Source organism: Streptosporangium sp. NPDC000563 (genome assembly GCF_040299985.1).
In the GTDB taxonomy this organism is placed as follows: Bacteria; Actinomycetota; Actinomycetes; order Streptosporangiales; family Streptosporangiaceae; genus Streptosporangium.
In genome coordinates this window covers 117707-143076 of record NZ_JBEPDA010000020.1, presented here as the reverse complement: position 1 = coordinate 143076, position 25370 = coordinate 117707, and the positions used below count along the sequence as shown (strand labels likewise).

Below are 25370 nucleotides of genomic sequence, written 5' to 3'. Positions count from 1 at the left end.
GGTCAGCGGTATCGGGAGCGCAGCACGCCCATCGGGGCGTAGCGCCAGCGGGGAAGATGCCTGGCCGCGTAGACGAGCTCGCGGCACTCCTGCTCGATCTCGAAGGGGCGCAGCAGGGAACGGTCCAGCAGGGCGGCGTGCCCCAGCTCGTCCAGCCGCCCGAGGTAGGCCGACTCCAGGACGGCGCGGGCCGTGGCGGACCACCCGGCGATCACCGCGGGGTCCGCGTCGCGGCGCCTGATCGCGACCTGGCCGACGTGTTCGAGGCTCATGGTGAGCTGGGCGAGGTCGCGGGCCGCGGGCTGGAAGGGGTCGGCGCCCGCGACGGTCGGGTTGCCGTCGAAGTCGATCACCGCGTAGCCGTCCCGCCAGCGCAGGATCTGGCCGACGTGCAGGTCCCCGTGGATGCGGATCAACGAGGTGGCCCCCACCCGGGCGAGGGGCGCCAGCTCGGCGCGGAGCGCGTCGGCGCGCTCCGCGAGCCAGTCGCCGTCCTCGCCGTCGGTCAGCGCGAGTGCCTCCGCCAGGGCCTCGCCCGCCCGGAGGGACCACGGGCTCTCTCCCGCCCGTACCGCGTCCGACCGCCTGACGGGGGTGGGGAAGGTCGCGGAGGGGGTCGCCATCGCCGTGTGCAGGTCGGCGGCGAGGACGCCAAGGTCGACGGCGAAGGAGGTGCCGTGCGAGACGGCCTCGTCCACGCACCACTCCCAGCCGTCACCGGCCCCGGGCAGGTACGCGGTGACGAGGGCGAGCAGCAGCTCGGAGCCGTCGTCGGCGCGCCGGGAGACGGACGCGTACGGCGTCGCGGTCGCGGTGAAACCGACCGACGTGAGGTGCGCGAACATATCGGGTGTGGGGTGGGGGAGCGGCGCGGGCGTGGTGAGCCATTTCACAACGACCTTCTCGCCGACGACCACCGAATAGTTGGTCTGATCGACCTCGAACCCTCGTTCGGCCGCTGCCCTCGATGACGATTGAGTGTCGATTGAGGAAAGAGGAGTGATCGTTACGGGGAGTGAGTGGAATCTCCGCACACCGAATGGGGCGGGAACATCACAGGTCAGAGCCTCGACGAGCTCGCTGGTCCGCCCGTCGCCGGCCCTGGGGACCGTGTCGATCCGGTGCCAGATTGAAGCAGGATTTAACAAACGGACCAAACTCTCCAGTGGTGATGTCGGTGGAAGTCTTGCTCAAGTTAATGTTGACTGCAACACTCCTGCTTTGGTCTGCCGTGTCCCTTACGGCCGGTCTACCCCACTTACACTGAATTCTGAAGGAGTAGCGGTCGTGTCCCGCATCCGGTACACCCGTCGTCTTCCGGCCGCCGCCCTGGCCGCCGGTCTCGCGCTCGCAGTCTCGGCATGTGGCGGGGAGGCCGCGGACTCGGCCGCGCCCGCCGCCGGTGCCTCGGCGGCGCAGCTCAACCCCAACGCGGACCTTTCCAAGCAGAGCATCACCATCTCTGTCTGGACAGGCTATACGCCCGAGGACCTGCCCCAGAGGATCAAGGACAACCTCAAGACGACCCTCAAGGTGACGGAGCACGCCACCAACGAGGACGTCATGGCGAAGCTCACCAGCGGCGCCGACACCGGCATCGACGTGGCCTTCGTCTCCGGCCAGTACGCCCAGGCGCTCAACGAGGCCGGACTGCTCGAGCAGCTCAGCCCCGAGCTGATCCCCAACCTCGCGAACCTCTACCCCGAGGCCAAGGAGTTGTCCTACGACAAGGGCAACGTCTTCTCGGTCCCCTACACCTGGGGCACCACGGGCATCTGCTACCGCACCGACCTGGTGAAGACGCCTCCGACGAGTTGGAACGATATTCTCAACCCGCCGGCGGACGCGGTGAAGAAGGTCACGATGATGACCACCGAGCGCTGGCTCGCCCTTCCCGCCATCAAGGCACTCGGCTACTCGGTCAACACCAGGAGCGACGAGGAGCTCGCCAAGGTCAAGGCGAAGCTGGAGGAGGCCAAGCCGAAGCTGCTCAAGTACGAGGACGTCACCTTCGGAGACATGCTCAAGAGCGGCGAGGCCGTGATGGTCGAGGCGTGGGACGGCTGGTGCCCGACCACCGAGAAGAACATCAAGTTCGTGGTGCCGAAGGAGGGCAGCGACCTGTGGGTGGACACCATGGTCGTGCTGAAGTCCTCCAAGAACAAGGAGGCGGGACACGCCTTCATCAACTACATCCTGGACCCGAAGGTCCACGCCTGGGCCGCGGAGAACATCCTCTACAAGGTCCCGAACAAGGCCGCGATGGACGCGCTGGACCCCAAGCTCAAGGCTGACAACGCCCCGCTGCAGATGAGCCCCTCCGACCTGCTCAAGGGCGAGTCGATCATCGACCTGGGCGAGGACTCGGCCAAGTTCACCCAGCTCGCGACCGAGGTCACGGCGAAGCAGTGACACGTTCCGCCGTTTCCGGCGCGTCCGCGAGATCGCGGGCGCGCCGGTCGCGTGCGCTGGGAAGGCTCGTCTTCCTGGGGCCCGGCCTGATCTACCTGCTCGTCTTCCTGCTGGTACCGCTCGCCCTGCTCATCAGCTTCACGATCTTCCGCAGGGGCCGGTTCGGCGGGGTGGTCTACGAGGTCACCGGGAAGAACTTCACCCGGCTGCTCGACCCGCTCTATCTGGAGATCGTGCTCGGCTCGCTGAAGCTGGCCACGATCGCGACACTGATCGCCCTGCTGGTGGGCTATCCGACGGCCTATCTCATCGCCCAGCTCCCGCGGAAGTGGAAGACGATCGCCCTGGTGGCGATCGTGCTGCCGTTCTGGACCAACTTCCTGGTCCGCATCTACGCCTGGATCATCCTGCTGAGCGGTCCGGGCCTGGTCAACAGCACGCTGATGGACCTGGGGCTGATCGACAGACCGCTGGAACTGCTCTACAACCAGGGCACCATCGTCACCGGCCTGATCTACTCGTACCTCCCGCTGATGGTCCTGCCGCTGTACGCGGCGATCGAGAAGCTCGACCCGCAACTGCGCGAGGCCTCGGCGAACCTCGGCGCCTCACCCGCGCGCACGTTCGTGTCGGTGACGCTGCCGCTCACCCTGCCGGGGGTGCTCACCGGCTGCCTGTTCGTCTTCGTGCCGAGTTTCGGCAACTTCGTCATCCCCGAGCTGCTCGGCGGCGGCCGTTCCATCATGGTCGGCAACCTGATCAGGGACCAGTTCCTCAAGGCGCGCGACTGGCCGTTCGGGTCCACCCTCGCGCTGGCGCTGATCGCCGTGCTGATCGTCCTGCTGCTCCTGCAGGCCTGGAGTACCCGACGTGCGTAGATCACGCCTGCTGTACGTCCCCTTCTGGGTGACCTACGTCTTCCTCTACACGCCGATCGTCGTGCTCGTCGTGATGTCGTTCAACGCGGGCGAGTCCCCCTACGTCTACGAGGGCTTCAGCCTGGACTGGTACGGCGTCCTCGCCAGAGACGCCAAGATCCGCGAAGGACTGGTCAACACCCTCGTCGTGGCCGCGGGCTCCACCGTGCTCGCCACGGTGCTCGGCACCCTGCTCGCCGTGGGCCTGGCCAGGCACACCAGGTCGCGGACGCTGGACGCGCTCGGCGTGCTGCCCGCGATCCTGCCCGACCTGGTGCTCGCCATCGGGCTGCTGATGTTCTACGCCACGATCAAGTCGACCCTCGGGCTGCACTCGGTGCTGCTCGCCCACACGGTCTTCGGCATGGCGTTCGTGACCGCCGTGGTCCGCACCCGGCTCACCGGCGCCGACACCTCACTGGAGGAGGCGTCCAGAGACCTGGGGGCGACGCCGTTCACCACGTTCCTGCGGGTGACGTTGCCGCAGCTGGCGCCGGGCATCATGGCGGGGGCGCTGCTGGCGTTCACCCTCTCGATCGACGAGTTCGTCATCGCGTACTTCACGGCGGCGCCCACCACGCCGACCCTGCCCATCGTCATCTACTCAATGGTCCGCTTCGGGGTCACCCCCGAGATCAACGCGCTGGCCACGCTGTTGCTGCTGGTGAGCTTCACCGCGGTCATCGTGACCCAGCGGATGACCCGACTGACGGAGTCGCTGTCCTAATGCTGAAGATCACAGGTGTCAGCCGCCGGTTCGGCGACGTCACGGCGCTGTCGGACGTCTCCCTGGAGATCCGGCAGGGCGAGTTCTTCGCGCTGCTCGGTCCCAGCGGCTGCGGCAAGACGACGCTCCTGCGGATCCTGGCGGGCTTCGAGACACCCGACGAGGGCTCCGTCACGCTCGACGGCGACGACCTGCTCGGCCAGGCGGCCCACCGCCGCCCGGTCAACCTGATGTTCCAGTCGTACGCGCTGTTCCCGCACATGACCGTGGCGAAGAACGTCGCCTACGGCCTGGAGCGGGAGAGGCTGGGCAGGGCGGAGATCCGCCGCAGGGTCGACGAGGTGCTGGAGAAGGTCGGGCTGGACGCCATGGCCGGGCGCAGGCCGCATCAGCTCTCCGGCGGGCAGCGCCAGCGGGTCGCGCTCGCCCGCGCGATCGTGAAGCGGCCGCGCCTGCTGCTGCTCGACGAGCCGCTGTCCGCGCTGGACAAGAAGGTGCGCGCGGAGATGCAGCTGGAGCTCAAGCGGCTGCAGAACGAGGTCGGCATCACCTTCGTCGTGGTCACCCACGACCAGGAGGAGGCGATGTCGCTCGCCGACAGGATCGCGGTCTTCAACGCCGGCTCGGTCGAGCAGGTGGACGCCCCGGTGGAGCTGTACGAGCGCCCGCGCACCCCGTTCGTCGCCGACTTCGTGGGGGCGAACAACATCTTCCCCGGCAGGGCCTGCTCGGTCGGCCTGGCCGGCGACGGGCTCGGCATCCTTCCTGGGGTCTCGAACCTGCCCGACGGCACGCCCGCGCTGCTCGCCGTACGGCCGGAGCGGCTCAGGATCGGGGACGAGGGGGTGCTGCGCGGCGAGGTCGTCGACGTGAGCTTCTTCGGCGGCGTCTCGCACGTGTCGGTCCAGGTGGGCGGGCGTTCCACGCCCGTCCTGGTGGCCACCCCGGGGGCCACGCAGGTGCGGGCGGGTTCCGTCGTCGCGCTCGGCTGGGCGGACGGGGACGGAGTGCTGATCCCTCAATGAGAAGACTTGAGCGGGTTGTTCGTCGCGGTCCTGGCGTAGACGAGGATGAGTTCCGCCGCCTCCTGCGGGCCGATAACCGGGTGGCGGGCCGTTATGCGATAGCCGTACGCGTCTTCGAGCGCGACCAGGTTGCGGGCGATGGGCAGGGAGTCGCCCGACAGCCTGAAGGTCTCCAGGGCGGCCCCGGTGTCGAGGATGCTCTGGTAGAGCGAGACCTGGCGGTCGTAGAGGGTGGTCAGCAGGAGGGCGTACATCCTGTTGCGGGCCGCGGCGCCGCCGAGTTCGTTGAGCAGCCGGACGTCCGGATCGTCCGGGCCGTGCGGCAGCCCCGAGCGGATGGTCACCACGAGCTTCTCCGCGGGGTCGCGCATCCCGCTGATCCGCTTGAGTCGCTGCTCGTAGAAGCGTTCCATCCCGGCGTGGTGGGCGTCGACGAGCAGCTCGCTCAGGCGCGGGTAGTGGTAGAGGACCGCTCCGGACGTGAGACCGGCTTCCTCGGCGACGTGGTTGAGATGCACCCCCTCGGTGCCGTGCCGGACGATCGCCCGGTGTGCGGCCGCGATGAGATCCAGGCGCCGGTCCGCCCGTCCCTTGCGCGTCATACTCCCCCGTTCGTTGAAAACCACGCTCTGTGCCGGGGTCCATAGTGGCCCTTTCCCCGCGTTTTTGCCAGCCGAGAATTGAATCATTCCTAAAGAGCCGCAACCCCTAGACGCAAGGAGGCGTGATGTCGCTCACGATCCTGTTCATGCCGGAGAGTGCCTACGGGCCCACGAACAACTGCATCGGCATCGGTGACATTCTTCGTAAGCGCGGTCATCGAGTCGTTTTCGCAGCTGAGGCCTCATGGAAGGGTAAATTGGAGGCCCTTGGATTCGAGGAGGACCTTGTCGATCTCGCGCCGCCCTCCGAAGAGGAGCAGGACGCGGGACAGTTCTGGAAGGACTTCATCAGGGACACCGCCCCTGAATACAGGAAGTCGACCCTGGAACAGCTGGAGACGGTCACCAAGCCGATCTGGGACGCGCTTATCGACGGTGCCAAGTACTGCGAGCCTCAACTGAAGGCGATTATCGAGCGCGTCCGGCCGGATGTCATCGTCGAGGACAACGTCATCGCCTTCCCCGCGCTGGTGACGGCGGGCAAGCCGTTCGTCCGCATCGTGTCCTGCAACCCGCTGGAGGTGCGCGGCGAGGGCGTCGCTCCGGTCTTCTCCGGGCTTCCCGCCGACGACCGTTCCGAGTGGGACGCATTCAACGCCGAGTACGACCGCACCCACCGCGAGATCTGGACGGCCTTCAACGAGTGGGTCGTCGAGCAGGGCGCCCCCGCGCTGCCGGACCTGGACTTCATCCACGAGGGCGACCTCAACCTGTACGTCTTCCCGGAGATCGCCGACTACACCGACGCCCGGCCGCTGGGCGACTCCTGGCACCGCCTGGACTCCTCGGTGCGCGAGACGGACGAGAGCTTCGAGCTCCCCGACTCGCTCGCCGGCCAGGAGGGGCCGCTGGTCTACTTCTCGCTCGGCTCGCTCGGCTCGGCGGACGTCGGCCTCATGCAGCGGGTCGTCGACGTGCTGGCCACCACCCCGTACCGCTTCATCGTCTCCAAGGGCCCGCTGCACGAGGAGATCAAGCTGGCCGACAACATGTGGGGCGCCGAGTTCGTCCCGCAGACGAAGATCATTCCGCTGGCCGACCTCGTCATCACGCACGGCGGCAACAACACCACCACCGAGGCGCTGCACTTCGGCAAGCCGATGATCCTGCTGCCCCTGTTCTGGGACCAGTACGACAACGCGCAGCGCGTCGACGAGCTCGGCTACGGTGTGCGCCTGTCCACCTACGGTTTCTCCGACGAGGAGCTGACCGGCGCGCTGGAGCGGCTGCTGGGCGACACCGCGCTGCGCGAGCGCCTGGCCGCCGCGGGTGAGGAGATCCGCCGCAGGGACGGCCTGCGCAAGGCGGCCGACCTGATCGAGCGGGCAGGGGCCTGATCGCTTTTCGCATCACCACGACAAGGGAAGTTCCATGGGCAAGTTGATCAATCCGGCGACCGGCGACCTCCTGCGGGAGGTGGCCGAGACCTCGATCGAGGAGGTGGCCGCCGCCGTGCGGCGGGCCCGCGCGGCGTTCGAGGAGTGGAGCACGGCGACCCCGGCCGAACGGTCCAGGGTGTTGCTGCGCTTCGCCGACCTCGTCGAGGCCGACGCCGAGGAGCTCACCCGGCTGGAGGTCATCGAGACCGGCAAGCCCGCCGCGGTCTTCCGCGACGGCGAGCTGCCGTTCGCGGCCGACAACCTCCGCTTCTTCGCCGGTGCGGCCCGCTCCCTGGACGGCACCGGCGCGGGGGTGCTCAGCTCCGGCTACACCTCGGTGCTGGTACGCCGCCCGGTCGGGGTCGTCGGATCGATCGCTCCCTGGAACTTCCCCCTGGTCATGGCGGTATGGAAGATCGGTCCCGCGCTGGCGGCGGGGAACGCCGTGATCATCAAGCCCGCCCCGCAGACCCCCGGCACCACGCTCAGGATGGCGCGGCTGTTCGCCCGCGCCGGCGCGCCCGACGGTCTGTTCCAGGTCGTCCTGGGCGACGCGGAGGTGGGCGAGGCCCTCGTCACCGACCCCGGCGTCGACATGGTGAGCGTCACCGGCTCCACCGCGACCGGCCGCGCCGTCATGCGCGGCGCCACCGGCTCGCTGAAGCGGGTCCACCTGGAGCTCGGCGGCAAGGCGCCGGCGCTGGTCTTCGGCGACGCGGACCTGTCCGAGATGGCGAGGGGCGTCGCGATGGGCGCCACCTACAACACCGGCCAGGACTGCACCGCCGCGACCCGGGTCTACATCTCCCGCGACGTGTACGAGGAGTCGGTCGAGGCGCTGCACGCGACGCTGGCCCAGATCACGGTGGGCGACCCCTGGGACCCGGCCACCGACATCGGTCCGCTGATCTCCGCCGCGCACCGCGACCGCGTCCACGGCTTCGTCGAGCGCGCCGCGGCCGCGGGCGCCTCGGTGCTCCACGGCGGTGTCCCGCTCGAAGGGCCCGGTTTCTACTACCCGCCCACCCTGATTTCGGGCGCGGCGCAGGACAGTGAGATCGTTCAGGGAGAACTTTTCGGTCCGGTGCTCGTGGCCCTGCCCTTCGACGGTGAGGACGAGGCGGTACGGCTCGCCAACGACACTCCCTACGGCCTGGCCTCCTCGGTCTGGTCCAGGGACGTGGCGAGGGCGCTGCGCGTCTCGCACCGGCTCGACGTGGGCGTGACCTGGGTGAACGACCATCTGCCCATCGCGTCCGAGGCGCCGCACGGCGGTGTCAAGGGAAGTGGCTTCGGTAAGGACATGAGTCAGGAGGCGGTTCAGGAATACTCTGTGACCCGCCATCTGATGATCAAACATCAGGCTCCGGAGGTGAGGGATTCCTTCCGACCGGCCTGACGGCTTTGATGCCGCATGTCCCTTTTGTGGGGATATATCCACACTTACTCCATTCGAAGTGACATAAAGGATGTGCTCAAATTGCTTCCGCCGCTTCCAAATCCGGCGAGGGGTTACGTAGGCCAGTGATGACACAAGACCGCCGGAGCCACCGCGCGTCAGGGGTGGGCAGTCGACTCCTGCCGGCGAACTGGCGCGTGCGTCCCCGTCTGGTCGCGCTGATCCTGCTCCCGACCGCCGCGGCCGTACTTCTCACCGGCCTCCAGCTCACCACGGCCCTGTCCACGGCCGACGGATACCGCCGGATGAGCCAGGTCGCCGGGCTGGTCGATTCGCTCGGCACCCTCTCCCACGAGATGGCCGAGGAACGCGACCTCACCGCCTGGTACATCGCCGCCACCAACCGCGCCAACCTCAACAAGGTGCGGGATCAGCGCGACGTGGTCGACCGGAGCAGTGGCCAGGTGCTGGCCGCCATCGACGCACTCGACTCCTCGCAGGCCACCCGCGTCCGTACCGAGGTCGCTCAGATCCGCCGCTGGCTCAACGGGCTCCCCGGCCTGCGCAGGCTGATGGCCGAGGGGAGCGTGCTCCCCCGAGCGGCCCTCGGCATGTACACGCGGATGATCACCGACTTCATCACCCTCCACGACGACCTGGGTCGCAGCGGCGGCGACGAGCGCCTCATCGGAGACGCGCTCGCGCTGGGCGCGCTGACCCGGGCCAAGGAGCAGGTCGCCAGGCAGCGGGGAACGCTCCTGATCAGCTTCCTCGACCGCAAGTTCGACTTCGACGACCCCGCCGACCTCCTCGGCGCCTACCGGAGCCAGCAGAGCGAGGAGAACGCCTTCCAGGCCACCGCCTCGGCCACCGACGTCAAGAGCTTCCGCGACTCGGTGAACGGCCCCAAGGTCGACCAGGCCGACGCCACCCGCGCCCTCGTCATGTCCCTCATGCGCGAGAACAAGCCGCTGGAACGGATGACCGGTCGCACCTGGGCCAGGAGCGCGGCCGTCTGGTACGACGACTCCACCGCGGCGGTGGAGGGCATGCGGACCGTCGAGCGCCGGCTGGCGTCCGCGGTGGTCTCCCGCAGCCAGGAGATGCAGAGCGCCGAGCAGCGCAGCGCGATGATCTCCGGTGCGGCGATCCTGGTCCTGCTGGTCATGATCCTGCTCATCACCGCCTGGGTGGCCGGCACGCTCGTGCGGCCGCTGCGCAGGCTGCGCAGCGAGGCGCTCGAGGTCGCCGACACCCGGCTGCCCGAGACCGTCCGGGTGCTGCGCGAGTCCGGTGACCACGCCCCCCAGGTCGAGGTGCCCTCCATCGGAGTGGTCTCCCGCGACGAGATCGGGGAAGTGGCCCGGGCCTTCGACGAGGTCCACCGTGAGGCGATCCGGCTCGCCGGTGACGAGGCCCGCCTGCGCAGCAACATCAACGCGATGTTCGTCAACCTCTCCCGCCGTACCCAGTCGCTGGTGGAACGGCAGATCGACCTCATCGACGACCTGGAGCAGGGCGAGCAGGACGAAGGGCGGCTGGGCAGCCTCTTCAAGCTGGACCACCTCGCCACCCGCATGCGCCGCAACTCCGAGAACCTCCTCGTCCTCGCAGGTCAGGAGCAGAGCCGCCGGTGGAGCGAGCCCGTCCCGCTCAGCGACGTCGTCCGCGCCTCGCTGTCGGAGGTCGAGAACTACGAGCGGGTCAACCTCCGGGTCGAGTCGGGCATCTCGATCATCGGCCAGGCCGTCAACGACATCGTCCACCTGGTCGCGGAGCTCGTCGAGAACGCCATTTTCTTCTCGCCGCAGGACACCAAGATCACGGTGTCCAGCAACGGCAACGAGACGGGCGCCGTCATCCTGGCGGTCACCGACTCCGGCATCGGCATGAGCGACGAGGAACTGGCCGAGGCGAACCGCCGCCTGGCCGAGCCTCCCGCGGTCGACCTGTCGGTCTCCCGCCGGATGGGTCTGTTCGTGGTCGGCCGCCTGGCCATGCGCCACGGCATCAGGGTCCAGCTCAGGCGCCCGGACACCGGTGGCCTCAGCGCCGTCGTGCTCCTGCCGGTGCAGGTGGTCGCCCAGTCCCCGTTGATGCCCGAGATGGCCATGTCGGGGCAGGGCATGCAGTCCGGCTCCTTCGACGGCCAGCCGGGCTCGTTCGGGTCCATGTCCAACCAGGACCCGTTCGCCTCGGTGAACCCCGACCCGTTCGGGACCGCTCCGAACCCGGACCCGTTCGGGACCGGTGCGGCGCGCGGATCCCGGCAGCCGACCGGTCTCGGCACGCCGCCCGCCCAGGCGCCTTCCCAGCCGCCTCCCCAGGTGCCGATGCCGACGTCCGCGGACATGTGGTCGGGGCCGGTGGTGCCCGCCTCGGCGGTGGAGGACCTGTGGTCGTCCCCGCTCGCGTCGACCGCGCCGCCGTCGTTCCCCTCGGCCTGGCCGGACCCGCCCGCGATCGACCCGTGGACGCCGCGCCGGCTGGAGCCGGTGGAGAACACCCAGGCCCTTCCCGTGGTCGAGGTGCCGCCGACGGAACCGGAGCCCGAGGAGTTCCTGCCGATCTTCGAGGCGGTGGGATCCGACTGGTTCCGCCGCAGCGCGCCCATCACTCCGGAGCCCGAGATCGAGCCGGAACCGGAGCCGGAGCCGGAGGTCAAGCCGCGGCCGATGGAACAGCGGGTGAGGCGGGGTCCGCAGGGCCTGGAGACCCAGAACATCCCGCAGATCACGCATTCCACGCCGCCGCCCGCGCAGCAGGCCCAGCCGTTGCCGCAGCGGACGCCGCAGCAGCCACAGGCGCAACCACTGCCGCAGCGGACGCCGCAGCAGCAGGGGCAGCCGTCGCGGCCGGCCGAGCCCGCGGCCGAGAGGCAGCCGTGGAGCACCCCGTCCGACCAGGGCTGGGCCGCCGCCGAGGTCGCGAAGAAGCCCGTCGAGGGTGGCGTGACCGGAGCGGGCCTTCCCAAGCGGGTACCCAAGGCGAACCTCGTTCCCGGAGCCGCCTCGGCGGCCCCGGCGGCCCCGGCACCCCCGATGCCGCCGATATCGGCGGAACGGGTACGCAGCCGTCTGTCCAGTTTCCAGCAAGGCGTACGGCAGGGGCGCGCTGAGATGAGCGAGCGAGCCAACGCCGTCGAGGGAGAGAACCAGCAGTGAACAACCAACTCAGCCAGGCCGCTCGCGGCTTCAACTGGCTGATCACCGAGTTCGTGAAGGAGATGCCCGGAGTCGCGCACGCGGTGATCGTCTCCACGGACGGACTCCCGCTGGCCTACTCCCAGGGCTTCCCCAAGGACAGGGCGGACCAGCTCGCCGCCATCACGGCCGGTCTGATCAGCCTCACCCAGGGTGCCTCGCGGGTCTTCGAGGGCGGTCCTGTGGTACAGACGGTGATCGAGATGCAGCGGGGCCTCCTGCTGACCATGTCGATCAGCGACGGTTCCGCGCTGGCCGTGCTGGCCGCGCCGGATTGCGACATGGGCCTCGTGGCCTACCAGATGACACTGCTCGCAGAGCGTGCCGGCCAGGCGCTTACGCCTGCGCTCCGGGCCGAGCTGCAGTCGGTTCAGCGATAGGGGGGTGATATGGACGCACCAGGTTGGCGTGGTCCGGGGGACGACCCCCCGAGCACGCCTCAGGCCAAGAGCGGACGAGATCGTTTGATTCGCCCGTACGCTGTGACCGGGGGCAGGACCGCTCCCCGGATGCAGCTCGCTCTCGAGGCGCTGGTTTCCTCGGCGACGTTCGCGAGCGTGGACCCCACCACGCTCTCCACGGAATATCAGGCGATCATCTCGCTGTCCCGGCAGGTGCGCTCGGTTGCCGAGCTCTCCGCTCTGTTGCGCATGCCTCTCGGCGTGACCCGGGTGTTGATCGCGGACATGGCGGCCGAGGGCCTGGTGCAGATCCACCAGCCGTCGCTGGATGCGGGTAAGCCGGATCTCAATTTGCTTGAAAGGGTGCTCAGTGGGCTTCGCAGGCTCTGACGCCGGAATGACGTCGACGAAGATCGTTGTTGCCGGCGGGTTCGGTGTCGGCAAGACGACCTTCGTCGGTGCGGTCTCCGAGATCATGCCGCTGACCACGGAAGCGGTGATGACGGAGGCGAGTGCGGACGTCGACGACCTCTCGCACATTCCCACGAAGCGGACCACCACGGTCGCGATGGACTTCGGCCGTGTCTCGCTGGACCGTGACCTGATCCTGTACCTGTTCGGTACGCCGGGTCAGCACCGGTTCTGGTTCATGTGGGACGACCTCGTGAAGGGCGCGATCGGTGCGATCGTGCTCGTCGACACCCGGCGGCTGGCCGACAGCTTCCCGGCGATCGACTACTTCGAGGAGGCCGGCCTGCCGTTCGTCGTGGCCCTCAACGGGTTCGGCGGATCGCACGTCCACGGTGAGGAGGAGGTGCGGGAGGCTCTGACGATCTCCCCGCACATCCCCATCGTCCGGACCGACGCCCGGTCCCGCGACGCCGTGAAGTCGACCTTGATCACCTTGGTCGAGCACGTCCTGACGCTCAGGGTCTGACGTCACCGGTGTGGGCCTCGTCCCTTCGGGGGCGGGGCCCACACCCGTCTTCGCCCGCGGTCCGACGGTACGCGCCGTCAATCGCCCATGTGGCCACCGATTTCACGGTGGTCATTTTCTTTTTGTGCGAAAAACGGCGCCGGACGAAAGCCGGACGGCGCGAAAGGCGGGTCATATGACGGTGATCCGGATGGGAACGGCCTCGCGCGAAAACGGCCTGCGAAAACGATCCCGGGTGAAAGGCGGTCGCGGGTGGAAGAGGTTCCACCTGAAAGGCGGACAAAACAGCGACGGCCGGTGGCGTGAACCTCACACCACCGGCCGTCGTTCGCATTCCTACATCGGCAGAGCCTCGATGATGGAGGAACCGGCGGTGAGTTCTATCTGCCGGTTGAGCCGGAAACCCGACTTGCCCAGGAGTTCCGCGTACTCGTCGGTGCTGCGTTCCATCCCCTCGCCGAAAAGGGCGAGCATCCGCATGTCGACGTCCTTGCTGATGTGCGGCCGGTCGTCGTCCGGGACCACGAACTCCACGATCAGCACCCGGCCGTCGTCGGGGATGACCTCCCTGATGCTGCGCAGGATCCGTACGGAGTCCTCGTCGGACCAGTTGTGGATCACGCTGCTCAGCAGGTAGGCGTCCGCGTCGGCGGGTACGGAGACGAAGAAGTCGCCCTCGACGAAACTGCACCGATCTTCAAGACCGGCCTCGGCGAAGAACCTCCGAGCCCCGCTGACCACGCGTTCCCGGTCGAACAACACCCCGCTGAGATCTGAATACTCCTTCAGTACCGCGGCCAGGATGTGCCCCTTGCCGCCGGCCACGTCCACCAGGGTCCGCAGGCCGGAGAAGTCGTAGCGGGAGGCCACCGCGTCCGCGAACGGCTGTGCCCTGGCCACCATGTAGTCGTCGAACAGCGCGCCCGCCTCGGGGTGGGCCCCGAGGTATTCGTAGAGGGGGCCGTGCCGCTCCACGAAGGCCGACTTTCCGCTGCGAACGGTCTGCGGGAGCTTGCCCATGCCGTACCAGAAGCCGTCCTCGGCGATCATCCGTACGGCGGAGCGCAACGAGCCGGGTGTGTCCTCGCGGAGGACGGCACCGGCCTCGGTCAGCTCGTACGTGCCGGGCGCGACCGTCGTGACCATGCCCATGGAGGCGAGCTGGCGCAGCACCCTGCCCAGCGCGGACGCGTCGGCGCCGCAGCGCAGCGCGAGCTCGTCGACGGTGAGGGCGCCGTCTCGCAGGTGGTCGGCGCAGCCCAGCTCGGCCATCGCGGCCAGGGCGGCGAAACGGGATACACCGCCGATCGCATCCCAGACCGGTGCCTGTGGGTCGCTCATGAGAATCCTCTCTTCTCCGGGGTGCGGGCCGGAGGGGGAGCCGTTTTTTTCCGAAGGTCGTGTCGTCTTCAGGTGGTCGAGGCCGACGGGCTGCGCATGCCGCGTACCAGACGGCCGACCTCGGCGCGCAGGTGTACGAAGTCGGGGTGCTCGCGGGTGGTGATCTGGTCGCGGGGGCCCGGCAGGTCCACGCGCAGGTCGCCCACGATCCCGGCGGGGGCCTTGGACAGGACCACGACGCGGTCACCGACGTAGACGCTCTCGTCGATGTCGTGGGTGATCAGCACGATCGTCATGTTGTGCAGGCCGCGAACCCGCAGGGTGAGGTCCTCCAGATCCTCGCGGGTCTGGGCGTCGACGGAGCCGAAGGGCTCGTCCATCAGCAGCAGGGCGGGCCGGTAGGCGAGCGCACGGGCGATGGACACCCGCTGCTGCATGCCGCCGGAGAGCTGCCACGGGTATTTGGCCGCGGCGCCCCGCAGGCCGACCTCCTCCAGCGCCTCCAGCGCCGACTGCCTGCGGCGCTGCTTGTCCAGCCCCTTGCGGCGCAGCGGGAGCGAGACGTTGTCGGCCACCGACATCCAGGGGAACAGGGACCGGCTGTAGTCCTGGAACACCACGGCCAGGTCGTCGGGGGTCCGCTCCACGCGGGCGCCGTTGAGCGTGACCTGGCCGCCGCTGGGCCGGAGCAGCCCCGCGATGGAGCGCAGCAGGGTGGACTTGCCGCACCCGGAGGGGCCGACGACGCACACCAGCTCGCCCTGGGCGACCTTCAGGTTGATGCCGCCCAGCGCGTTGTGCGCGCTCGGACCGCTGCCGTAGGTATGGGACAGGTTCGTGATTTCGAGCACAACAGGTCCTCAGGTCGTCTGCTTGGCGGATCGGTGCCAGGACAGGGCACGTCGCTCGGCCGCGAGGAACGCCGAGTTGAGCGCGTATCCCAGGACGCCGAGCACCACGATGGTCGCCCACACGCCGGGGAAGTCGTACGACCTCTGGGCGTCCAGGAGCTGGAAGCCGATCCCGTCGACGCTGCCGATCAGCTCGGAGAGCACCATGAGGATCAGCGCGAGCGACAGGCTGACCCGGAGACCGGCGAAGATCTTCGGCATCGCCGAGGGCAGGATGATCCGGAACAGTCGCTCGCGGCCCGACAGCCCGAAGACGCGCGCGGTGTCCAGGTGCTGACGGTCGACGTGCCTGGCGCCGTCGCAGGCGTTGATCAGGATCGGCCAGACGATGCCGAACGCGATGAAACTGATCTGCATCCGGGGGCCGATGGCGAACAGCGCCAGGAACAGCGCGAGCAGCATGGGGGGAGGGATGGCGCGGGCGAACTGGACGAGCGGATCGACGAGACGGAAGAGCAGCGGGGAGCGGCCCAGGGCGACCCCGAGGCCGACCCCGACGATCCCGGCCAGCACCCATCCGGCCAGCAGGCGGCCGACGCTCGCCGGGAGGTTCTCCAGCGCCGCGTCGGTGAGCCAGAGCTGTTCCGCGGGGCCGGTCAGCCACATCGTGTATCCACTCGCGGCGATCTGCGACGGGGGAGGGAAACTCAGCATCTCCAGGTAGCGGGTGACCAGCTCCCACAGCAGCACGACGACAGGCACCGGCCACAGCCGGCCGACGGCACGCATCGCGCCGTTCATCACACCACCTCCGTACGGGCGGTGTGCCAGCGGAAGAGCCGCCGCTCGGCGAGCACGAACAGGCCGTTGGTGACCACCCCGATGACACCGGCCCAGATGGCGGCGGCGATGACGTACTCCGTCGTGTCCACCGCGCCCGCGCTCTCCAGGACGTAGCTGCCGATGCCGTCGGAGCCACCGCCGATCAGCTCCGTGCTGATCGCCACGATGAGCGCGATCGCCGACGCCAGCCGGACACCGGTGGCGATGAACGGCGCGGTGCTCGGCAGGGAGACCCGCCACAGCACGGCCGGCTTCCCGAACCCGAAGCTGCGGAGCGTCTCCTTGGCGAGCGGGTCGACGTCCTTGAGGCCGTACATCGTGTTGATCAGGACGGGCCAGGTCGCCGCGTAGACGACCAGGGTGACCTTCATGTCGAACCTGTCGGAGAACACGGCGAGCGCGAGGGGGATCAGCGCGATCGACGGGATCGGGCGCAGGAACTCCACGATCGGCCGCAGCGCGCTCTCCACGCGGGGCAGGCTGCCGAGCAGGAACCCGGCGGGCACCGCGATCGCGACCGTGAGCAGCAGCCCGGTCGCCCACGCGCCGAGGGTCGAGGCGACGTCGGAGAGGAACTCCCCGTCCGTCACGAGAGCGGCCGCCCGGACGAGCACCGTGGAGGCGAGCGGGAACGCGAGCGGGTCGATCAGCCCGGCCCGGCCCGCCGCCTCCATGACGCAGAACAGCCCCGCGACGCCGAGGGCGCCGCAGAGCAGTCTGTTGTCGAGCGGGTTGCGCCGTGTCACCCGAGGTTTCCGGGAAGGATGGACTTGGCCTGGATGGGGCTGGTGAGGTAGCCCTGCTCAAGCATGAGGTCGGCGACCCGCTGCAGACGGGTCTCGTCGAGGCTGGTGGGGAAGGACCCGAGCGTGATGACGGCCGCGGTCGCCGCGTCGATCTTGGTGTAGGTCGGCAGGATCTCCTCGACGGCCTTGCGGTCGGTGGCGGCGATCTGCTGGGCCTTGGCGATCGCCCGCTGGAAGGCGGCGACCGTCTTGGGGTTGTCGGCGGCGAACTTCTCGGTGACGGCCACTCCCGCGATGGGGAAGTCGGCGGTGGAGTCGACCATCGTGTCGGCGAGCTTCTGGGCGCCGATGACCTTCTGCGACGCGGTGAGGGCGGGCTCCGTCATCCAGGCGGCGTCGACGACCCCGCTCGCCAGCTGGGCCCCCATCTCGGGGAAGGGGAACTCGACGAACTCCACGTCCTTCTCGGTGAGGCCGTGCGTCTTGAGCACCGTGGTCACCGCCAGGGTGCCGATGTTCTGCTTGCTGTTGACCGCGATCTTCTTGCCCTTGAGGTCCGCCGGCGTCTTGATCGTGGAGTCCTTCGGCACCATGAGGTTGAAGGAGTTGGGGGCGGCCTGGTAGAGGTCAGAGATGATCTTCATCTTCTGGCCCTTGGAGACGGCGAGGAAGGTGGAGACGTAGTTGGTCTGTGTGGCGTCCAGGCTGCCGCCGATGAGGCCCTGCTGGGCCTGGGCGCCGCCGGGCACCGGCTCGATGTCGACGGTGAGCCCCTCCTCCTTGAAGAACCCCCTCTTGTTGGCGATGTAGAGTGCGGCGGAGTCGGGAATCGGCAGCGCCCCCATCTTGAGGCTGGTCTTCTCCAGGCCACCCGCGTTCGCCGCGGTGGTGTCAGTGGGGGTGTCAGATCCTCCGCAGGCGGTGAGCACGAGGGCCGCGGCCACTCCTGCGACGACGGCCCGGCTCGCAAGTTTGAACCTCATGGGTCTCCTTAGCTGCGTTTGACCGCCCCTGCCGGAACTCGCGATAACTCAACGGGCGACATGGAGAGGGTCCCGGGAGGCATGTTGGTCAAAGGGGGGTATGCCGACCGCGGATCAGAGTAGCGGAGTAGATCAGTCAAATTACAAATATCGCCTCTTTCGCCCCTATCGCCCCGAAGCCACAAAGCGGTCATAGCTGTCTCGGTTGTCACATGCGTATCAATCAACCGGGTGAGCGGATGTAGCGGGCATAGCGAAAGATGTCAATAAATCTGTTTGGCAACTTTGTGGAAGTTTGTGGTTACAGGGCGGAGAGTCGTCGCCCGGTTACGGGTGCTGTGTACCCGTTAAGTGAAGAATGCGAGTTATGTGCTGTTGGCCGAACTGATCCGGCTGTGCTCCAATAACCCCTACCCCATGGATGCGTCGGCGTCACTCGCACATCATTTGCGTGACGCGATCCCCTCCAAGCAGACGATCCGAGGAGAGGCAGCGGAGGCCAGTGAGGACAGCGTCAATCCCCAGCGAACGCGAATCCGGGCCGGCACCTGCCCTGGGATTCGACAACCAGGGGGGGCGGCCGCGGAGCGGCCCGGGTCAGGACCTCGACGGTCGCGACTCCGAGGAGTCCGCGAGAAACGGCAGCAAGCTAGCGCTCAAGAACTGGCGGGTGAGGTCGCGGCTCATCGCGCTCATCGTCGTTCCCACGGTGGCCGCGATCGTGCTGGGAGGCCTGCGGGTCACCGGCTCGATCAGCAGCGCCGCCGACTACGAGCGCGTGCGCACCACCGCCGAGCTCACGGCGGGTCTCAGCGACCTGGTCGACGAACTGCAGCTTGAGCGAGACCTGTCGGCCAGGTTCGTGGCGCAGGGCCGTCCGTCCACCGGCAAGCCGAACCTGCGCAAGCAGTACGAAGAGGTCGACGAGGCCGTCGGGCAGGTGAGCCCCCGCGTCAACGCCGCGATGGCCGACAGCGGTCTGCTGGAGACCCTCGGCACCCGGGGCGAGACCGAGCTCACCCAGATCCGCCGTCGCATCGACGAGATCAAGAGCGTGCGCGAACTGGCCTCGGGGGAGAACACCCAGCTGCCGGCCCAGCCCACGATCGCCATGTACTCCCGTACCATCGCCGACCTGCTCGCCCTGCACGACGAGATCATCCAGGGCGTCTCCGACCAGGAGCTCGCCGGTGGCGCGGTCGCGTTCGCCGCGCTGGCGAGGGCGAAGGAACAGGTGTCCAGGGAGCGGGCGAACCTCGCCGTCGCCCTCGCCGTCAGGGGGTTCAGCGCCGAGGGCCTCAACGCCATGCTGGCCGCCCGCGCGCAGTTCGACGGAGAGCTCGCGACCTTCCGCTCCGAGGCGTCGGTCGAACAGCGCCAGTTCTACGACGACACGGTCAGCGGCCAGAAGAAGGACCGCGCGGCGGCGATGCGCGCCCGCGCCGTCTTCATGGCGCTCAACGGCCAGCCGCTGAGGAACGTCGACGTCTCGAAAAGCGCGCTCACCGACCAGGCGACCTGGCTCGACGCCTCGAACCACGTCGTCGAGCGCATGCGCACGGTGGAGGAAGAGGTCGCCGGCGCCCTCATCATGCAGAGCGAGGTCCTGCAGGCGACCGAGCAGCGCGGCGCGTTGATCGCCGCCGGGCTGAGCGGACTGCTGCTCCTCCTGGTCCTGATCATCACCGCCGTCATGGCGCGCTCGCTGGTCAGGCCGCTGCGCAGGCTCCGCACCGAGGCGCTGTCCATCGCCGGCCAGCGTCTTCCCGAGACCGTCCAGACCATGCGCGAGAGCGGCGAGGTCTCGACCACCGACATCACCCCGATCGGCGTCGCCTCCGACGACGAGATCGGTGAGGTGGCCCGGGCCTTCGACGAGGTCCACCGCGAGGCCGTGCGACTGGCGGGCCAGGAGGCCACGCTGCGGAGCAACGTCAACTCGATGTTCGTCAACCTCTCCCGGCGCAGCCAGACCCTGGTCGAGCGCCAGCTCTCCCTCATCGAGAGCCTGGAGCAGGGCGAGCAGGACGAGGGCCGGCTCGGCAGCCTCTTCCGCCTCGACCACCTCGCCACCCGCATGCGCCGCAACTCCGAGAACCTCCTCGTCCTCGCGGGCCAGGAGCCCGCCCGCCGGTGGAGCCAGCCGGTCCCGCTCATCGACGTGGTCCGCGCCTCGCTGTCGGAGGTCGAGAACTACGAGCGGGTCGACCTGCAGCTGTCCGCGGGAGTGTCCGTGGCGGGCACCTCCGTCAACGACGTCGTCCACCTGATCGCGGAGCTCGTGGAGAACGCGATCTCCTTCTCCCCGCGTGAGACCAAGGTCATCGTCTCCAGCAACCGCATCGACGGCGGCGGGGTGATGGTCTCGGTGACCGACATCGGCATCGGCATGACCGCCGAGGAGCTCTCCCAGGCCAACTGGCGACTGGCCAACCCGCCGGTGGTGGACGTCTCCGTCTCCCGCAGGATGGGCCTGTTCGTGGTCGGCCGCCTCGCCCTGAGGCACGGCATCCGCGTCCAGCTCAGGCAGCAGGACAGTGGCGGTCTGACCGCGATGGTCCTGCTCCCGGAGAACCTGCTCGCCGTCGCCAACCGTCCGGGCGGACCTCCCGGTGGCATGCAGAGCGGCGACTGGGCGGGGTCGATGGCCTCCATGGACCGCCCGCCCGTGCTGGCCAGCCCCGCGGCCCCCCCGATACCCTCCTTCGCCTCGTTCGAGGCCGCCCACCAGAACTCGTTCGCCTCCTTCGACCTGGGGCAGCAGTTCAACTCCTTCGACGCCTCGCAGCCTCCCCTCGGAGGCGGCCAGTTCGGGCAGGCGCCCGTCGACACCCCCTGGCCGGGACAGGTACCGCCGCCCGGCGCCGATCCCAACGGCTGGCCGAACGTCTCCCAGCCCGACCCCCCGGGGTGGCAGGGACGGGGCGGCACCCGTGGCGAGGTGGGGACGTGGTCGGCGGGCCAGAGCGCACCCGCGCGTGGCGACGCCCCCGTCTGGCCCGGCGGGCAGCAGAGCAGGGACAGCGGCTCCGACGTCTGGTCGGCCGCCTCGCGCGGCGACTCCGGGGGATGGCCGTCCACCGGCGACTCCGGACCGTTCGGGCGGCGCGTCTTCGACCCGGCGGACAACACCGGCCCGCTGCCGGTGATCCCCGACTCCTCGCCCATGGAAGAGGCGAAGGAGGAGTTCCTGCCGATCTTCGCGGCCGTCGAGTCCGACTGGTTCAGGAAGGTCGAGCCGGCTCCGGCCGTTCAGGAACGGGCCGAGGCGGCCCCCGAGACCCAGGTCGCCCACGAGACCGTCCAGCTCTCGCAGCCGGCCGCCCCCTCCCAGGGGAACGGCTGGTCGTCGCCCGCCGACGTGGGCTGGCAGGCGGCCAAGGCCGCCAGCGAACCCTCACTCGGGGGGATCACCGGTTCCGGGCTGCCCAAGCGGGTGCCCAAGGCGAACCTGGTACCCGGTACGGCCGCGCCCGACCTGAGCGCGGCACCCCAAGCTCCCGTGCACCGGCCGACGATCTCCCCGGAGGCGGTGCGCAACAGACTGGCGAGCTTCCAGCAGGGAGTACGGCAGGGGCGCGCGGCCGCCAGGGGCGGAGCCGGAGACGGGCGGCCGTATCCCGACTTCGGCCGGGACGTTGAAGGAAACAAGGAGGACCGGTGAGCGAGCTCATCATGGTCGCCAAGGAGGATGACACGTGCGCGAAATGAGCCAGGCCGCCCGGGGGGTCAATTGGCTGATCACTGACTTTGTGAACAACGTCCCGGGTGTGGCGCACACGGTCGTCGTGTCAGCAGACGGTCTGCCGTTGGCGTATTCGGATGGATTCCCCAGGGACAGGGCCGACCAGTTGGCCGCGGTAGCGGCGGGTTTGATCAGCCTGACCCAGGGGGCGTCCCGGGTTTTCGAGGGCGGAGCGGTCACCCAGACCGTGGTGGAGATGCAGCGAGGGCTGCTTCTCATCATGTCGATCAGTGACGGTTCCTGTCTGGCGGTGCTGGCCGCCGCTGACTGTGACATGGGACTGGTGGCCTACCAGATGACGATGCTCGTCGAGCGGGCGGGCCAGGTGCTGACTCCTGCCGTTCGCGCTGAGCTGCAGTCTTCCCATTCACGGTAACGGCGATGACGCGAGGAGGCTGCCGTGGCAGGCCGTGGCTGGATCGGTGAGGGAGACCCGCACGGCGGGTATCCCTATCAATCAATGGACGACCCCCATCGGCAACAGGGCGGTCCCTATCAATCGATGGACGACCCCTACCGGAATCAGGGCGCTCCTTCGCATCTCATGCACCCGGCGCCGTCGGAGCAGAGCTCCCTCGTCCGTCCGTATGCGGTGACCGGGGGGCGCACAGCCCCCCGGACCCAACTCGCCCTGGAGGCCCTGGTCTCCTCGGCGACCTCCATACATCATGATTTATCCACCCGCACCCCGGAGTATCAGGCGATCAGCGGCCTGTGCCGGCAAGTGCGTTCGGTCGCTGAGATCTCCGCGATGCTCCGCATCCCGCTCGGCGTGACCCGGATCCTGGTGGCCGACATGGCCGCCGAGGGCCTGGTGCAGATCCACCAGCCGCAGCTGGACGCGGGTAAGCCGGATCTCAACCTGCTGGAAAGGGTGCTCAGTGGACTTCGCAGGCTCTAGCCGCGGCGGCGGCCTGACATCGACGAAAATCGTCGTCGCCGGTGGATTCGGTGTCGGCAAGACCACCTTCGTGGGGGCGGTGTCGGAGATTCTGCCGCTGACCACGGAGGCGGTGATGACCGACGCCAGCGCCGGGATCGACGACCTCGGCCTCACACCGAACAAGACGACCACCACGGTCGCGATGGACTTCGGTCGTGTCTCGCTGGACCGTGACCTGATCCTGTACCTGTTCGGTACGCCGGGTCAGCACCGGTTCTGGTTCATGTGGGACGACCTGGTGCGCGGCGCGATCGGCGCGATCGTGCTCGTCGACACCCGGCGGCTCGCCGACAGCTTCCCGGCGATCGACTACTTCGAGGAGGCCAAACTCCCCTTCGTCGTCGCGGTCAACGGCTGGGACGGCACCTACCTCCACGGTGAGGAGGAGGTACGCGAGGCTCTGACACTCGCGCCTCACATCCCCATCTCCCGGACCGACGCCCGCTCGCGCGACGCGGTGAAGGCCACGCTCATCACGCTTGTCGAGCACGCGCTCACCATGCGGATGGCCGTCCCCGGCTGGGGTCGCTGACCGAGGGAGGGCGTCAGTCGCACCTCCCAGCGGATAGGCTGGGAGGTCGAGTCGCAGACCTGTAGCGCAGAGGCTGGCCAATCACGTGTTCGAGACGCTTTCCGACCGGCTGACATCGGTCTTCTCCTCCCTTCGATCCAAGGGTCGGCTGTCCGACGCCGACATCGACGCGACCTGCCGCGAGATCCGCATCGCGCTGCTCGAGGCCGACGTCGCGCTGCCCGTGGTCAAGGCGTTCGTCGCCCAGGTCAAGGAGCGCGCCCGCGGCGTCGAGGTCTCCCAGGCGCTGAACCCGGCGCAGCAGGTCGTGAAGATCGTCAATGACGAGCTCATCGAGATCCTCGGCGGTGAGACCCGGCGGCTTCGCTACGCGAAGAACCCGCCGACCGTCATCATGCTCGCGGGCCTGCAGGGCGCGGGCAAGACGACCCTGGCGGGCAAGCTCGCCCGCTGGCTGCGGGAACAGAGCCACACGCCGCTGCTCGTCGCCGCCGACCTCCAGCGGCCCAACGCCGTCCAGCAGCTCTCGGTCGTGGCCGAGCGCGCGGGCGTCGCGGTCTACGCGCCCGAGCCGGGCAACGGCGTCGGCGACCCGGTCGCGGTGGCCCGTCAGTCGATCGACCACGCCAAGCGGCAGCAGCACGACATCGTCATCATCGACACCGCGGGCCGCCTGGGCATCGACCAGGAGCTGATGAAGCAGGCGGCCGACATCCGCGACGCGGTCTCGCCCGACGAGGTCCTGTTCGTCGTCGACGCCATGATCGGCCAGGACGCCGTCTCCACGGCCCAGGCATTCATGGAGGGCGTGGGCTTCGACGGCGTCGTGCTGACCAAGCTCGACGGCGACGCCCGCGGTGGCGCCGCCCTGTCGGTCCGCCACATCACCGGCAGGCCGATCATGTTCGCCTCCACCGGTGAGAAGCTCGAGGACTTCGACGCCTTCCACCCCGACCGGATGGCGTCGCGCATCCTCGACATGGGTGACATCCTCACCCTGATCGAGCAGGCCCAGAAGACCTTCGACGAGGCCGAAGCCGCCAAGATGGCGAGCAAGCTCACCTCGGGCGAGAACTTCACCCTGGAAGACTTCCTTGAGCAGATGATGATGGTCCAGAAGATGGGCCCCATCAAGAACCTGCTCGGGATGATGCCCGGTATGGGGCAGATGCGTGATCAGCTCAACCAGGTCGACGACCGCGACCTCGACCGCATCGCCGCCATCATCCGCTCGATGACCCCCGCCGAGCGTCACAACCCGAAGATGATCGACGGCTCTCGCCGAGCCCGCATCGCCAAGGGCTCCGGCGTGACGGTGACCGAGGTGAGCGGCCTGGTCACCCGCTTCTTCGACGCCCAGAAGATGATGAAGCGGATGGCCGGCGGCATGGGCATCCCCGGCATGCCGGGTGGTCGCAAGGGTGGCAAGGCCGCGCAGAAGAAGGCGGCCAAGGGGCGCAGGGTCAGCGGAGACCCGCGCAAGGCGGCGCTCGGCAAGGCCGCCCCCGGCAAGGCCGACGAGCCCGCGCCCTCCGCGGGCAACGGACTCCTCGGCAAGCTGGGCTCCCGGCAGCAGCTGCCGCCCGGCATGGAGCTGCCGCCGGGCTTCGACCCCTCGAAGTTCAAGTTCCCCGGCCAGAAATGAGCGACGACGGCTTCCACGCGCGCGCCAGGTGGATCTGGGTGATCATCGTCGGGGGGTTCATCCTCGTCGCCGTGCTCGAACTCCTCGGGGTACGCCCCAGATAGTGTTCCCACCTCGGCGCCCCGGCCTCCCCCTCGCGCGGTGAGTGCAGCGGGAACGGCGGGGGGAGCGGCACGGGCGCCAACGGCGAGAGCGGGGGTGCCAGGGACGGCCAGGACGGCGGGGACGCGACGCGCGCGGGTGCCCCCGGTGGGATCGGGATACCCCACGGGGGCAGAAGCCCCAGCGGGGCCGAGTCCTCCAGCGGGACCGGGATCACCGGTGAGGTGGGCGCTCCCCGGCTCTCCGGGCTTTCCGCGGCTCCCGAAGGTCCTGCGAAGGTCCTGGCGGAGCTGTCGGCAGAGCCGCCGGTGGGGGACGAGACGGGCGCCGGGAACACGTCGGCCTGGCCCGCCGGAGTCGTCGCCCTGATGGCCAGCACCGTGCCCAGCACGGCGATGGATCCGGTCGCGGTCAGCAGCAGGGATCTGAGGGTGGTTGCCACGGCGGCCATTTAGCGCACCAGGCCGCCCCGGAGGAGGGCCCGGACACACGGGGATTACCGAGATTTGCCCTCCGGCCGCCGTACCGGATGGCCGCGAGTTGGCAGGGCACCCCCGCACGTCTGGCACAATGACAT

23 protein-coding genes are annotated in these 25370 nt (G+C 68.9%); 15 read left to right on the top strand and 8 right to left on the bottom strand.

All coding sequences use genetic code 11. The features are described 5' to 3' along the window. Positions 1–2 precede the first annotated feature (2 nt). Positions 3–893, bottom strand: coding sequence for a hypothetical protein (locus tag ABT352_RS32005; protein WP_350948717.1), 891 nt, complete (start codon positions 891–893; stop codon positions 3–5). Between the two features lie 394 nt (positions 894–1287). On the opposite strand from ABT352_RS32005, the gene ABT352_RS32000 reads away from it, so the two are divergent. From ABT352_RS32000 to ABT352_RS31985, 4 genes are read left to right on the top strand one after another with little or no spacing between them, the layout of a single operon-like run. After that, positions 1288–2412 carry a polyamine ABC transporter substrate-binding protein gene (locus ABT352_RS32000; RefSeq protein WP_350948716.1) on the top strand — a complete coding sequence of 375 codons (1125 nt, stop codon included), beginning with the start codon at positions 1288–1290 and terminating at the stop codon, positions 2410–2412. Next, positions 2409–3290 (top strand): ABC transporter permease, encoded by an 882-nt coding sequence (locus ABT352_RS31995; RefSeq protein ID WP_350948715.1) that lies wholly within the window; start codon positions 2409–2411, stop codon positions 3288–3290. Before ABT352_RS32000 ends, ABT352_RS31995 begins: the two co-directional genes overlap by 4 nt. Next, a complete protein-coding gene (locus ABT352_RS31990) occupies positions 3283–4056 on the top strand; it encodes an ABC transporter permease (RefSeq protein ID WP_350948714.1) in 774 nt (257 codons plus the stop codon). Before ABT352_RS31995 ends, ABT352_RS31990 begins: the two co-directional genes overlap by 8 nt. Further along, positions 4056–5081 carry an ABC transporter ATP-binding protein gene (locus ABT352_RS31985; protein ID WP_350948713.1) on the top strand — a complete coding sequence of 342 codons (1026 nt, stop codon included), beginning with the start codon at positions 4056–4058 and terminating at the stop codon, positions 5079–5081. Before ABT352_RS31990 ends, ABT352_RS31985 begins: the two co-directional genes overlap by 1 nt. Here the strand turns inward: ABT352_RS31985 and ABT352_RS31980 are convergent. Further along, a complete protein-coding gene (locus ABT352_RS31980) occupies positions 5075–5683 on the bottom strand; it encodes a TetR/AcrR family transcriptional regulator (RefSeq protein ID WP_350948712.1) in 609 nt (202 codons plus the stop codon). The genes ABT352_RS31985 and ABT352_RS31980 overlap by 7 nt on opposite strands. Before the next feature lie 257 nt (positions 5684–5940). Between ABT352_RS31980 and ABT352_RS31975 the strand changes: the two genes are divergently transcribed. From ABT352_RS31975 to ABT352_RS31950, 6 genes are all read left to right on the top strand, one after another. Next, positions 5941–7080, top strand: coding sequence for a glycosyltransferase (locus ABT352_RS31975; protein ID WP_350948711.1), 1140 nt, complete (start codon positions 5941–5943; stop codon positions 7078–7080). Positions 7081–7114: 34 nt separating this feature from the next. Beyond that, the gene (locus ABT352_RS31970; RefSeq protein WP_350948710.1) at positions 7115–8521 is read left to right on the top strand and encodes an aminobutyraldehyde dehydrogenase; all 1407 of its coding nucleotides are present in this window, start codon (positions 7115–7117) and stop codon (positions 8519–8521) included. Between the two features lie 197 nt (positions 8522–8718). Then, a complete protein-coding gene (locus ABT352_RS31965; protein ID WP_350948709.1) occupies positions 8719–11685 on the top strand; it encodes a sensor histidine kinase in 2967 nt (988 codons plus the stop codon). Continuing rightward, positions 11682–12104, top strand: coding sequence for a roadblock/LC7 domain-containing protein (locus ABT352_RS31960; protein ID WP_350948708.1), 423 nt, complete (start codon positions 11682–11684; stop codon positions 12102–12104). Before ABT352_RS31965 ends, ABT352_RS31960 begins: the two co-directional genes overlap by 4 nt. 9 nt (positions 12105–12113) lie before the next feature. Further along, a complete protein-coding gene (locus ABT352_RS31955; RefSeq protein ID WP_350948707.1) occupies positions 12114–12515 on the top strand; it encodes a DUF742 domain-containing protein in 402 nt (133 codons plus the stop codon). 7 nt (positions 12516–12522) lie between these two features. Further along, entirely contained in the window at positions 12523–13062 is a 540-nt protein-coding gene (locus tag ABT352_RS31950; RefSeq protein ID WP_350948706.1) for a GTP-binding protein, read from the top strand. Between the two features lie 336 nt (positions 13063–13398). Here the strand turns inward: ABT352_RS31950 and ABT352_RS31945 are convergent, their stop codons facing one another. The 5 genes from ABT352_RS31945 to ABT352_RS31925 all read right to left on the bottom strand — a co-directional run bounded on the left by ABT352_RS31945 (position 13399) and on the right by ABT352_RS31925 (position 17826). Further along, positions 13399–14403 (bottom strand): methyltransferase, encoded by a 1005-nt coding sequence (locus ABT352_RS31945; RefSeq protein WP_350948705.1) that lies wholly within the window; start codon positions 14401–14403, stop codon positions 13399–13401. A gap of 68 nt (positions 14404–14471) precedes the next feature. Further along, a complete protein-coding gene (locus ABT352_RS31940) occupies positions 14472–15254 on the bottom strand; it encodes an ABC transporter ATP-binding protein (protein WP_350948704.1) in 783 nt (260 codons plus the stop codon). A gap of 9 nt (positions 15255–15263) precedes the next feature. Then, positions 15264–16055: an ABC transporter permease gene (locus ABT352_RS31935; RefSeq protein ID WP_350948703.1), complete on the bottom strand. Its 792-nt coding sequence runs from the start codon at positions 16053–16055 to the stop codon at positions 15264–15266. Continuing rightward, positions 16055–16843, bottom strand: coding sequence for an ABC transporter permease (locus tag ABT352_RS31930; RefSeq protein WP_350948702.1), 789 nt, complete (start codon positions 16841–16843; stop codon positions 16055–16057). Before ABT352_RS31930 ends, ABT352_RS31935 begins: the two co-directional genes overlap by 1 nt. After that, on the bottom strand, positions 16840–17826 hold the full coding sequence (locus tag ABT352_RS31925; RefSeq protein WP_350948701.1) for an ABC transporter substrate-binding protein: 987 nt from the start codon (positions 17824–17826) through the stop codon (positions 16840–16842). Before ABT352_RS31925 ends, ABT352_RS31930 begins: the two co-directional genes overlap by 4 nt. A gap of 502 nt (positions 17827–18328) precedes the next feature. Between ABT352_RS31925 and ABT352_RS31920 the strand changes: the two genes are divergently transcribed. From ABT352_RS31920 to ffh, 5 genes are all read left to right on the top strand, one after another. Further along, the gene (locus ABT352_RS31920; protein WP_350948700.1) at positions 18329–21490 is read left to right on the top strand and encodes a sensor histidine kinase; all 3162 of its coding nucleotides are present in this window, start codon (positions 18329–18331) and stop codon (positions 21488–21490) included. A gap of 43 nt (positions 21491–21533) precedes the next feature. Next, positions 21534–21947: a roadblock/LC7 domain-containing protein gene (locus ABT352_RS31915; protein WP_326646986.1), complete on the top strand. Its 414-nt coding sequence runs from the start codon at positions 21534–21536 to the stop codon at positions 21945–21947. 24 nt (positions 21948–21971) lie between these two features. Beyond that, entirely contained in the window at positions 21972–22472 is a 501-nt protein-coding gene (locus ABT352_RS31910) for a DUF742 domain-containing protein (protein WP_350948699.1), read from the top strand. Next, the gene (locus ABT352_RS31905; RefSeq protein ID WP_012888558.1) at positions 22453–23046 is read left to right on the top strand and encodes a GTP-binding protein; all 594 of its coding nucleotides are present in this window, start codon (positions 22453–22455) and stop codon (positions 23044–23046) included. The genes ABT352_RS31910 and ABT352_RS31905 overlap by 20 nt, the downstream gene beginning before the upstream one ends. An 85-nt stretch (positions 23047–23131) precedes the next feature. Next, positions 23132–24691, top strand: a complete 1560-nt coding sequence (gene ffh, locus ABT352_RS31900) for a signal recognition particle protein (protein WP_350948698.1) — start codon at positions 23132–23134, stop codon at positions 24689–24691. On the opposite strand, the gene ABT352_RS31895 is transcribed toward ffh, so the two are convergent. Next, positions 24669–25235 carry a hypothetical protein gene (locus tag ABT352_RS31895; RefSeq protein ID WP_350948697.1) on the bottom strand — a complete coding sequence of 189 codons (567 nt, stop codon included), beginning with the start codon at positions 25233–25235 and terminating at the stop codon, positions 24669–24671. The two genes, ffh and ABT352_RS31895, sit on opposite strands and share 23 nt — an antisense overlap. Positions 25236–25370: the final 135 nt, after the last annotated feature.